Consider the following 11,325-nt stretch of genomic DNA (forward strand, 5'->3'; position numbering starts at 1 on the left):
GCAAAGCCACCACAAATAAAAACTTAAAAATTTTATTCTTCTTTTTCCTGCCACAAAAAAGCAAAAAGTGCAATTATATATTAATATTATTTAATAAATATTTATAATTGAATACCAAATTACTATTAAAATATGGAGTTTAAAAAAATTATTCAATAAAATAAAAAAATAATAAAACAATTTTTCATTATGACGATAAATCAAACTGGGATGATATATATTTTTTAATTAGGAGTTAAAAATATGAGAGTTACAGAGCAAGCCCAATATAATAGAGCTATAAGCAGTATTAAGAAAAATTATAGTGAAATGGAAGCATCTCAAACAAGGCTATCTACAGGTCAAAGAGTACAAAGACCGCATGAAAATGTTACATCCACAATCAATTCTATTTATTACAGAACAAGAAAATCATCATTAGATAGATATCAAAATAACATAGTAGACGGTAAAGAAAGATTAAGCGTAGCACATGATTCTATGAGTTCTATTACACAAGCCTTGGCAAGAGCAAGAGATTTAGCAGTACAAGGTGCAAACAGCACATACTCTGCAGAAGACAGAGCTAAAATGGCTATGGAAGTAGAAGAAATGATAGAAAGAATATACGACATATCTAAAACTCAAAGCAAAGGAGAGTTTATATTCTCTGGTACAAGTGTAAAAACTGCACCATTTAGAGCATTATACGGACATGATGAAAAAGCAGGACGTTCAATAATTCAAACAGTAATGTATGAAGGTGATGCTAATGCTCAAAACAGAGAAATAGAAAATTGACCATATATCAATGTCGGCACTCCAGGAAACTATGCTTTTTGGGGTACAAATATGGAAATAATATCAACAGTTGATGCAGGCAATTATGTTGCTTCAGAAAATCAAGATATTATGATAGATGATATGGTTATAAACATAAAGCAAGGCGACAATATTGAAGCTATAGTTCAGAGAATAAATGATGCTAATGGAAATGTTAGTGCTACTATAGGAGATTTAAGAGGAGGTGCTAAAGTTATACAATTAAAAACATCTACTCCTCACAAAATACTTTTACAAGATTTAAAAGGAGGCACTGTATTACAAGATATAGGTTTAGTAAGACAAGGTGCTGGAAATATTCCAGAAAACAATTATGAACCTAGTGCTGTTATATCTGGTAAATCTCTATTTGAAAGTTTAATATATTTAAGAGATGCTATGCTTAATGATGATGTTAGAGCTATAGGAAGCGAGGCTTTAGGATATATAGATAGTGCTATAGATAATGTTACAACTGTTCAAGCTAATGCTTCTTCAAAAGTTACAAGACTTGATATGGGTTACAATAGCTTTGAAGACCAAAAACTTGCAATAGATGAAGCTTTGGCTAAAAATGAAAATATTGATTATGCTGAAGAGATTGTTAATTTCAATATGTGGCAATATGCTCATAATGCAACATTACAAACAACAGGAAGACTATTAGGAAGAACATTATTGGATTATATGAGATAATATAAACTAATTAATAATAAAAAATTAAAGGAAATTATTTAATGCCAGAAATAGAATCTAGAATATTAGGAAAAGTAGAAGTTTCTGATAACAATTTATATCACCTTAACGGAAGCATATTAGCATTTGAGGACTATGATGAGTTTTATTTGCTTAATATGGACGAAGAAGGTACTTTTAAAATACTGCAGTCTAAAGATGATAAAAATATATGTTTTATATTGATAGATCCATTTCTGGTATTTAAAGATTATAAACCAGATGTTCATGATAATGATATAAAATTATTAGAAATTGAAAAAGAAGAAGATATACATTTATTAACAATAGTAACAATACCAAATGATAATTTCAAAGCTATGAGTGCCAATTTAATAGCTCCAATAGTTTTTAATATAAAAAATCACAAAGCAAGACAATGCACAGTTATTGGAGATAAATATAATACAAGACACCCAATATTGTCAGAGAACAATGCTGAAAATAATAATAACAAAGAGGAGAAAAGTTGATATATGCTTGTACTATCTAGAAAAATCAATCAAAGCATTGTTATAGGCGATAACATAGAAATTATGCTTGTTGATATAAGAGGCGACCAAATAAAATTAGGCATCAATGCTCCAAGAGATGTAAAAATATTTAGAAAAGAGGTTTATGAAGAGATAGAAAGCCAAAACTTAGAAGCTTCTAAAACAAATCCTGAACAATTAAATATCTTAAGCAGTTTTGTAAAAAATAAACTAGAAAAAAATAAATAATTTTTATAAAACTATTCTTTCTAACTCATAATTAATTTTTACATATCTAGATACAAAATCATTAAAATCTTTTTTATCCCCTGTTGTAAAAAACTTTAATCTTCCTCCAGAATTATTAACTAAATTATTATCAATAAGATATTTTTTTATAGATAATGCTATTTTAGTACTAGGGTCTATTATATTTTTTATATTAGTTTTTTTATTATTTACAACATATTTTATATCATCAATTATAAAAGGATAATGTGTACAAGCAAGAAGTAAAGTATCAGAATTATCATCTATTTTTTTTACATACTCTTCTAAAACTTTTAGCCTATCATCATAACTATACCAATTATTTTCTATCATAGGACATAATTTCTGACAAGCTACCTGAGTAACTTTTATTTTGTCATTATAATTAAGTATTTTATCATGATACATATTAGAGTGAACTGTAAACTCAGTTGCCATTATAGATATATTATTATTTTTGGTATTATCAATTATATCCTCTACTCCATTAGATATTATCTCTATTATAGGTATATCATATTTTTCTTTTAAGAAATCATAAGAAGAAGCAGTAATTGTATTACAAGCAATAACAGCCATTTTACAATCTTGTTTTATGAGGAAATCTAATATCTTTATAGATAATTGAGTTATTTCTTCTTTAGATTTATCACCATAAGGTATATTATGATTATCCCCAAGATATATATAATTTTCATTAGGAAGAATATTTAATAATTTTTTTAAAACACTTATACCGCCAAATCCTGAATCAAAAACGGCTATAGGTTTAGAAGATATACTCATTAAATAAATCCAAATAAAATTTTTGATATTATATATAGTATATCATAAAAGTCAAATATATTGTGATATGTAGTTTTTATTTTGTATAAAGATACTTGTATATATGTGTAAAATATTGTATAATGTATACAAAATAAAATTAGGAGGATTTCATGAACGGAAGTATCATAGAAGCCTTACAAATAATGCTTATAGGAATGGGTGTAGTAGTACTCTTCTTAATAATATTAGTTTATGTAATGAAACTAGTAAGTGTTATTATAGCACAAGTAGATAAAGTTATGCCTCAAAAAGAGGAAGAACAAACTGCATTACCTGTTCAATCTGTGAGTAATGACAAGATGGTTGCTATTGCTATAGCTTTAGCACATGTTCATAGTAATAAAAAGTAATGGACAAGCATAAGGAGAAATTAATATGGCAAAAAAAGAAGTAAAATTTATGGTAACAGCATTTAGGGACGGATTTCAATCTGTTTACGGTGCTAGAGTATTATCCAAAGACTTTATGCCAGCTGTAGAAGCATTTGTAAAAGCTGGTGTTAAATATTTTGAATCTGGCGGCGGTGCAACATTTCAAAGTGCATTCTTTTACAACAATGAAAATGCTTTTGATGTAATGGACACTTTTAGAAAGACTGTTGGACCAGATGTTAATTTACAAACTTTGGCAAGAGGAGTTAATGTTGTTGGTTTGGAATCTCAGCCTAGAGATATGATTAAACTTCATGCTCAGCTTTTCAAAAAACATGGTATCACAACTATTAGAAACTTTGATGCATTAAACGATGTAAACAACCTAATTTACAGTGGACAATGTATTAAAGAAGCAGGATTAAAACACCAGGTATGTGTTACTATGATGGCTCTTCCTCCTGGATGTGAAGGTGCTCATGATGCTGCTTTCTATGGAAAAGTATTAACTCAAATAAAAGATAATGTAGATTTTGACTCAGTATGTTTCAAAGATGCTTCTGGTACTACTACTCCTCAAGTAGTTTATGATACAATTAAAGAAGCTAGAAAGATTTTAGGTAAAGATGTACATATACAAATGCATAGCCATGAAACTGCTGGTATTGGTGCTATACAATATAAAGCGGCTTTAGATGCTGGTGCTGATTGTATAGATGTTTCTTTGGCTCCTGTATCTGGCGGTACTTGTTCTACAGATTTAATAGTTATGTGGCATGCTTTAAGAGGAACAGATTTCTATTTTGATATTGATATAGATAAAATCAGAGAAGCTGAAGAAGTATTCAAAGAATGTATGAAAGATTATTTCTTACCACCTGAAAGTAGAACTGTTGAGCCTATGATTCCATTTGCTCCAATGCCTGGTGGTGCATTAACCGCTAATACTCAAATGATGAGAGATATTAATGTAATGAACCGTTTCCCTGAAGTTATTAAGGCTATGACTGAAGTAGTTAAAAAAGGCGGTTTCGGTACTTCTGTAACTCCTGTATCTCAATTCTATTTCCAACAAGCATTTAACAATGTAATGCAAGGCGATTGGAAAAAGATTGCTGATGGTTATGGAAAAATGGTATTAGGATATTTTGGTAAAACTCCTTCTACTCCTGACCCTGAAATAGTAAAAATAGCTAGTGAACAATTAGGTTTACAGCCTACAACTGAACTTGCTATGGATATAGATGATAGAAACCCTAAAAAAGGTAGAAAAGCTGCTGAACAGGCATTAAAAGATGCTGGTATAACAGACCTTTCTGATGAAAACGTATTTATAGCTGCTGCTTGTAAAGAAAAAGGTATACAATTCCTTAAAGGTGAAGCTAAACTCGGTATTAGAAAGAATGCTGCTGGTTCTTCTGATGGTGTTAAAGCTACTAGCAATGAAGTTACTGTTACAGTTGGCGGTTCTAGCTATGGAGTAAAAATAGAAAACGGTAAAGCTATAGTTGATGGTGTAAGCTATGATTATACTATTAAAGATGGTATAGTTGCTGGTGCTACTCAATCAGCTCCTGCTTCTTCAGGTGGTTCTGCTACTCCTATTACTGCTGGTTTACCTGGTACTGTATTAAAAATACTTGCTCCTGTTGGAACACAAGTTCAAGATGGAACAACTATATTAATTGTAGAAGCTATGAAAATGGAAGTAGAAATTAAATCTTCTGCAAGTGGTGTTGTAAAAGAAGTAAAAGTAAAACCAGGGGATGCTGTAGTTGCTGGTCAAGAGTTGGCTATTGTTGGATAATAGATGCTTGTTTGAAGGAGTGAAAAGAATGAAAAAAATATTTTTAGTATTTACACTTGTCTTGATGACGGCATCTGTAGTTTTAGCACAAGAAAAAGAAGAATATAAACCTATTGATATAAAAGAATCACTTATATCTTTAGCTAGAAATACTGCTTTTGGTGGACTTTTCCCTAGAACAGAAAAAGAAATAGCTGAAGCTCAAGTGAAAGCTGAAAAAAGTAAACAAGAAAAATATCAAACAAAACTTAATGATATTAAAGTAAAAACTGCTCCTCTATGGCAGAATCTTATAATGATTTGTGTGGGTTTGCTTTTAGTATATCTTGCTATAGCTAAAGGCTTTGAACCATTACTTCTTATCCCTATAGGTATGGGTGGAATACTTGCTAATATACCTGTTGCTAATATTGCTGCTTTGCCTGTAGTAGAGGTCATTAATGGGCTTCCTGTTACTTTAAGTAGTGGTGGTTTTTTAGGTCAAATATATACTTTTGGTATTGAATCTGGATTATTCCCGCTATTCATCTTCATTGGTGTTGGTGCTATGACAGATTTTGGTCCGCTTATTGCTAACCCTAAAACTGCTTTACTTGGTGCTGCTGCTCAGATAGGTATATTTGGTACTTTACTTGGTGCTATGGTTTTATCAACTTATATACCTGTTATCAATTTCTCACTTAAAGATGCTGCTTCTATAGGTATTATTGGTGGTGCTGATGGTCCTACTGCTATATTTACAGCTTCAAGACTTTCACCTGGTTTATTGGGTGCTATTGCTGTTGCTGCTTATTCTTATATGGCTTTAGTGCCTATTATTCAGCCTCCTATTATGAAATGGCTTACTACTGAAAATGAAAGAAAAATTGAAATGAAACAGTTACGCCCTGTTAGCAAAAGAGAAAAAATCATATTCCCTCTTGTAGTTATCATACTTGTTGCTTTACTTTTACCAGATGCTGCTCCTTTAATTGGTGCTTTGATGTTTGGTAATTTGATTAAAGAATCTGGTGTTACTGACAGATTATCAAAAACTGCTCAAAATGAATTAATTAACATTGTTACTATAATGTTAGGTTTATCTGTAGGAAGTAAATTAGCTGCTGATAAATTCTTACGTTTTGAGACACTTGGTATATTGATATTAGGTTTAGTAGCATTTTCTATGGGTACTGCTGGCGGTGTATTACTTGCTAAATTAATGAATGTATTTAGTAAAGATAAAATTAATCCTTTAATAGGAGCTGCTGGTGTATCTGCCGTTCCTATGGCTGCTAGAGTTGCTAACAAAGTTGGACAGGAATCTAACCCTCACAACTTCCTACTTATGCATGCTATGGGTCCTAATGTTTCAGGAGTAATTGGTTCTGCTGTTGCTGCTGGTGTACTGCTTGCTATATTAGGTTAATAAAAATTATAAAATAAAGGAGTTAAAAAAATTATGACTACAATATTAAAAAGATATAATAGTGCTAGAGCTTATTTAATTAACGATGCTTCTGCTGTAAAAAAATTATCACTTGCTTTAGTTTTTGCTGTTGCTTTAGCTATTGCTTCACAAATAAAAATATATTTACCATTTACACCTGTACCTATTAACTTCGCTACTTTTGCTGTATGTGCTAGTGCTTTAACACTTGGTGGTTTTTGGGCTTTTGTTTCTGTTGCTTTATTTATATTAGCTGGTTCTATCGGACTTCCTTCTACAATAGCTCCAAATGCTTTAGGTGCTACTACTGGTTATTTAGTAGGTTATGCATTATGTGCTTTAGTATTAGGTAAATATACTGAAAAAAATAATGCTGTAAGCTTTGTAAAAACTTCTATAATATTATTTGTATCACAAATTGCTATAATACATATTTGCGGTATGATAGGTTTATATATATGGTCTGCAAATGTTGGAACTCCATATACTTTAGCAGAAGTTATAATGAAAGGAAGTGTTCCATTCATTCTTGGTGATTGTGTGAAAGCTATTGCTCTTTCTTCATTAATGACTGTAGTATTAAAAAATAAATAATTAATATATATTTATTAATATAAAAAAAGGAGAATTGCTAAGTTTAGCTTTTCTCCTTTTTTATAGTTTTATTAGTTTAAATAAGAATCTCTTATTTCTTTTAAATATTTTATAGACCTTTTTAAACCTTCATCTTGGTCTTTCAATAATCTTTCTAAATATTCATTAGATATTTCATGAGGATAATAATATTCTAATGGTTTTATATCATTATAAGGATAAGGATGAGAATGTATTTTAAAAGCACTTTCACCTACCCTATCTACTCCGCCAATTCCAGGAGCTCTTTTAAATTGAGCACAATATGGATGACAAGATTCTATATTTATTCTTTTCAATGGAGATTTATTATAAAGAACATCATATATTTTTTTGATATCTAAATTTCCTTCTCCAATAGGAACCCCGCATACAACGTAATTATAAACATCTTCAGGGTCTTCTATAATAATGTGGTCTTTGGCATGTGTAGAAAAAGTGTATGGAGCCATATTATTAACAGCTTCAATAGGATCTTCCCAAGCCATCATAGAGTTTCCAAAATCAAATAGTAACCCTATCCAAGGACTAGATAATTTTTCTATAACCCAAACTAATTCTTTAGAAGTTTCATATTCATGATTTTCTAAAGCTATTTTTATTCTGTATTTTTTTAATAAAGGTATAATCTTTTCTAATTTTGGTATAGCTTCTTCATATATTGAAGTATCGAAATATTGACGCACCTTTGCTGGGTCATATTTTCCACCTGCTCCTGATTCTTCAGATATTACAGGGTCTTTAGTTGGAATATATGTTCTTACAACTTCTGCATCAAGTATATTAGCGACTTTCAAAACTCTTTCTAAATGCTCAAAATCTATACCTTTAGTATCAATTTCTATATATAACCCTAATTTATCACATAAATCTCTAACCTTTTTTAGATGGTTAATATCATCTGTTTCTAATGTACCCCAAATAGGGTCCAAATTATAATCTTTTATGATATTAATTTGTACTCCATCTAAACCAAGTTCTTTAGTTTTATTAATAAAATCAAATATATTCATTCTTTTATTTTGAAAGAATAAATGATAGCTTTCAGTTTCTAAACCTAATTTCATGCTTGAACTCCTAATTTTTCTTTTTTCTTAATCATTGATAAAAGCAAACTAGATATTAATATTCCAAGTATAGAAAAACCTGCCATTATAAAAAATACTATACGATATCCTGCAAAACCAGGATTGTTGTCTAATATATTTCCATATAATGCAAAAGCAAACATTTGAGGAGAATAACCGAATATACAAGCTATAGACATAGCAGCTCCAGAAATTTCTCTAGGAACTTTTACCTCATCAATAGGAGCAAAAAATACTGCTCTCATAGAAAATATAATAGCTCCATAACTTAATGTTAAAACCATACCTATATAAGGATTAAATTTACTATGCGGTATAAATGTAAATCCTACTATAGCAATAGCTGATAAAAAGAATGCAAATCTTATATATTTTGTAGGTGAATGAAATACTTTATCAGATAATACTCCTCCTATAGGACCACCTACTATTTTCAAACCATATTGGTTAATTACTCCATAAGCACCTACTAAAGCTACAGGTATACTATATATATCTTTTAAGAAAGGTATAAAATAAGTTAATCCGCAATATACAGAATATACACTAAATATAGTTAATGAAACAACCCATATCTCCAAACTTTTTATTGCTTTTATAACACCCTGTATAGCAACTTTATCTCTTGAAACTTTATTGCCGCTTTCATCTTCAAGCTTAACAACGTCATCTTCTAATAATATATATGATAATATACCAGCTAATATTACAGCAGCAGAAAAGAATATTATACCACCTCTTAAACCAGCTGAACCAGAACCTAATAATGTAAATACACCTAAAGCACTATAAGCTATTATTACATCCACTATACCTCTTCCAGCTTCTAAGAAACTGAACAATCTTCCTTGCTCACTACTATCACCTAACAATCTTACAGATTTTAATAATACAGGCCAATATATAACCTCTCCAAATAATGATAATAATCCCCAAGAAATCAATATACCATAATATGGAGGAAATGTAGACATATATAATCCAACTAAACCAACACCTATAAGTCCTACAGGAATTAATATCCTTTTTGAAAATCTATCAGCAATATAGATAGAAAAGAAATTTCCTATAGTTTGAACTAATCCGTAAACAGATAATGCAAAACCTATTTGTGTATGAGTTAAATTCATAAACTCTTGCATAGGAACATAAAATGCATCTTTCAAAGATGATAATTTAAATACTGTTCCTCCACTGAAAACCAAAACACAGAATGTGAACCACTTCTTAAAACTGTTTTTTACGACTTTTTCTTCTTTTGACATTAGAATCTCCTATTTTTTATATTAAAGTACAGTTAAAGTATAGTATAATACATTTTTATATTCAATAAAAAAACAAAAAAAATAATAAAATCTTAATATAAAGAATACTATTCACAATAATGATATTTTTTCTAATACCTTTTATATATTTACACACTTGAAAAATAATATATTTGTTATATCATATACAAAAATATTTACTTTAGGATAATTATTAATGAATAATAAATTAGATGAAAATAGAATAAAACAAGGAGTTGGAGGACAAGCTGTAATAGAAGGAATTATGCTTAGAAATAAAACTCATTATGTTGTAGCTGTTAGAAAGCCGAATAAAAAAATAGATTTTATAAAACATAAGATAGAAGATAATAAAAATAAATTAAGCAAAATGTTCTTTTTTAGAGGGATCATAAATTTTGTAGATATGATGAAACTAGGTTATAAGACTTTAGTTTTTTCTGCTAACACTGCAGGACTTGAAGAAGAAAAAGAAAAAAACAAAAAAAATCTTACAAAAGAAGAAAGTAGTAAAAAAGAAAGTGCTGCTATGACTTTAAGCATGTTAGTATCTTTAGCTTTTGCTGTTGGACTTTTTATAGCATTGCCATATTTTATTACAACTCTAATAGGAATAAATGAAAAAGAAAGTGTTGTTTTATTTAACCTTACAAGAGGAGTTATAAAATTAGCAATATTTATTGGCTACTTACTTATTATATCTTTATTTAGCGATGTGAGAAGAGTATTTGAATATCATGGGGCTGAGCATATGGTAGTTAATGCATATGAGCATGGGCTTAATCCAGATATAAATAATATAAGAGATTATACAACTATACACCCAAGATGTGGAACTACTTTTATGTTTTTAGTATTAACTGTTTCAATACTTCTTTATATGTTTACAAGTTATTTTGTTTATTCTTATATTTACGCCTCATATACTCCACCAAAAATTTTAGGTAATCTCACAGTATTAGCTATGAATATAATTTTACTTCCTATAGTTTCTGGAATATCTTATGAATTATTAAAATTAGGTTTTATATTTTATAATTTCCCATTAATGAGACTTGCAATATTACCAGGTCTACTACTTCAAAAAATAACAACTAAAAGACCAAAAGATGATGAGTTAGAAGTTGCTTTGTTTGCTTTAAATAAATTATTAGATAATTCAGTAGAAGAAAGAAGCGAAGAAGAAGTAAAAGCTGATATTGAAAAGGAAAATGAAGCTGAGTTATGCGTATAAAAAAACGTTTAATAGTAAATGATGATTATTATGAATATTCAGCAAGCTATATAAAGAAATATATTTTAATAGCTTTTATTATAATTGCCGTAATATCATCTATATATTTATTTATATACATTAATTACAATACTGTTCCTAATAAATCTTTTGCAAGAAACAATATTCCTGTTATAGAAAATAATAATATAATGAACAAGAGAGGTGTATATTATACAGGAACTTTTACTAATATTCCAAAATCTATAGATATTAATGATAATATGAGAGAATCCATTTATATGTATTTATTTCATGATAACAATATAATATTTTGGAAATTATATAAATATGGTATAAAACGATATTTTTTATATAATGCATTTAATAT

Annotated in this window: 12 protein-coding genes and 1 pseudogene; 10 read left to right on the forward strand and 3 right to left on the reverse strand. The window is 29.1% G+C overall.

Going from position 1 to position 11,325, the window contains the following annotated elements; genetic code table 11:
• Window positions 1-243: 243 nt before the first annotated feature.
• From flgL to csrA, 4 genes are read left to right on the forward strand one after another with little or no spacing between them, the layout of a single operon-like run.
• Window positions 244-780, forward strand: a complete 537-nt coding sequence (gene flgL / locus E6A48_RS11960; protein WP_258018553.1) for a flagellar hook-associated protein FlgL — start codon at window positions 244-246, stop codon at window positions 778-780.
• Window positions 781-831: 51 nt separating this feature from the next.
• Window positions 832-1,497: a flagellin gene (locus tag E6A48_RS11965; RefSeq protein ID WP_258018554.1), complete on the forward strand. Its 666-nt coding sequence runs from the start codon at window positions 832-834 to the stop codon at window positions 1,495-1,497.
• A 41-nt stretch (window positions 1,498-1,538) separates the two neighbouring features.
• A complete protein-coding gene (gene fliW / locus E6A48_RS06000) occupies window positions 1,539-2,009 on the forward strand; it encodes a flagellar assembly protein FliW (RefSeq protein ID WP_013243012.1) in 471 nt (156 codons plus the stop codon).
• A 3-nt stretch (window positions 2,010-2,012) separates the two neighbouring features.
• Entirely contained in the window at window positions 2,013-2,258 is a 246-nt protein-coding gene (csrA, locus tag E6A48_RS06005; protein WP_014933220.1) for a carbon storage regulator CsrA, read from the forward strand.
• A 3-nt stretch (window positions 2,259-2,261) separates the two neighbouring features.
• On the opposite strand, the gene murI is transcribed toward csrA, so the two are convergent.
• The gene (gene murI / locus E6A48_RS06010; RefSeq protein WP_219709157.1) at window positions 2,262-3,065 is read right to left on the reverse strand and encodes a glutamate racemase; all 804 of its coding nucleotides are present in this window, start codon (window positions 3,063-3,065) and stop codon (window positions 2,262-2,264) included.
• 152 nt (window positions 3,066-3,217) lie between these two features.
• On the opposite strand from murI, the gene E6A48_RS06015 reads away from it, so the two are divergent.
• Genes E6A48_RS06015 through E6A48_RS06030 form a run of 4 tightly spaced genes read left to right on the forward strand, consistent with a single transcriptional unit; the run spans window position 3,218 to window position 7,308 of the window.
• Window positions 3,218-3,457, forward strand: coding sequence for an OadG family protein (locus E6A48_RS06015; protein WP_013243009.1), 240 nt, complete (start codon window positions 3,218-3,220; stop codon window positions 3,455-3,457).
• Between the two features lie 25 nt (window positions 3,458-3,482).
• Window positions 3,483-5,285 carry a biotin/lipoyl-containing protein gene (locus tag E6A48_RS06020; RefSeq protein WP_219709158.1) on the forward strand — a complete coding sequence of 601 codons (1,803 nt, stop codon included), beginning with the start codon at window positions 3,483-3,485 and terminating at the stop codon, window positions 5,283-5,285.
• 28 nt (window positions 5,286-5,313) lie between these two features.
• Entirely contained in the window at window positions 5,314-6,693 is a 1,380-nt protein-coding gene (locus tag E6A48_RS06025) for a sodium ion-translocating decarboxylase subunit beta (RefSeq protein ID WP_219709159.1), read from the forward strand.
• Window positions 6,694-6,726: 33 nt separating this feature from the next.
• Complete coding sequence (locus E6A48_RS06030; RefSeq protein ID WP_219709160.1) at window positions 6,727-7,308, forward strand: biotin transporter BioY; 582 nt, start codon at window positions 6,727-6,729, stop codon at window positions 7,306-7,308.
• A gap of 71 nt (window positions 7,309-7,379) precedes the next feature.
• Here the strand turns inward: E6A48_RS06030 and E6A48_RS06035 are convergent, their stop codons facing one another.
• Both E6A48_RS06035 and E6A48_RS06040 read right to left on the reverse strand, forming a co-directional pair.
• Complete coding sequence (locus E6A48_RS06035) at window positions 7,380-8,414, reverse strand: sugar phosphate isomerase/epimerase family protein (protein ID WP_219709161.1); 1,035 nt, start codon at window positions 8,412-8,414, stop codon at window positions 7,380-7,382.
• Window positions 8,411-9,700, reverse strand: a complete 1,290-nt coding sequence (locus E6A48_RS06040) for an MFS transporter (protein WP_219709162.1) — start codon at window positions 9,698-9,700, stop codon at window positions 8,411-8,413. Before E6A48_RS06040 ends, E6A48_RS06035 begins: the two co-directional genes overlap by 4 nt.
• A gap of 217 nt (window positions 9,701-9,917) precedes the next feature.
• Here E6A48_RS06040 and E6A48_RS06045 point away from each other — a divergent pair, with 217 nt between their 5' ends.
• Entirely contained in the window at window positions 9,918-10,955 is a 1,038-nt protein-coding gene (locus E6A48_RS06045; RefSeq protein WP_219709163.1) for a DUF1385 domain-containing protein, read from the forward strand.
• Window positions 10,946-11,325 (forward strand): annotated as a pseudogene (locus tag E6A48_RS06050) (hypothetical protein); the annotation flags it as partial. The gene E6A48_RS06045 and the pseudogene E6A48_RS06050, both read left to right, overlap by 10 nt.

Source organism: Brachyspira pilosicoli (genome assembly GCF_019402445.1).
GTDB lineage: Bacteria > Spirochaetota > Brachyspiria > Brachyspirales > Brachyspiraceae > Brachyspira > Brachyspira pilosicoli_B.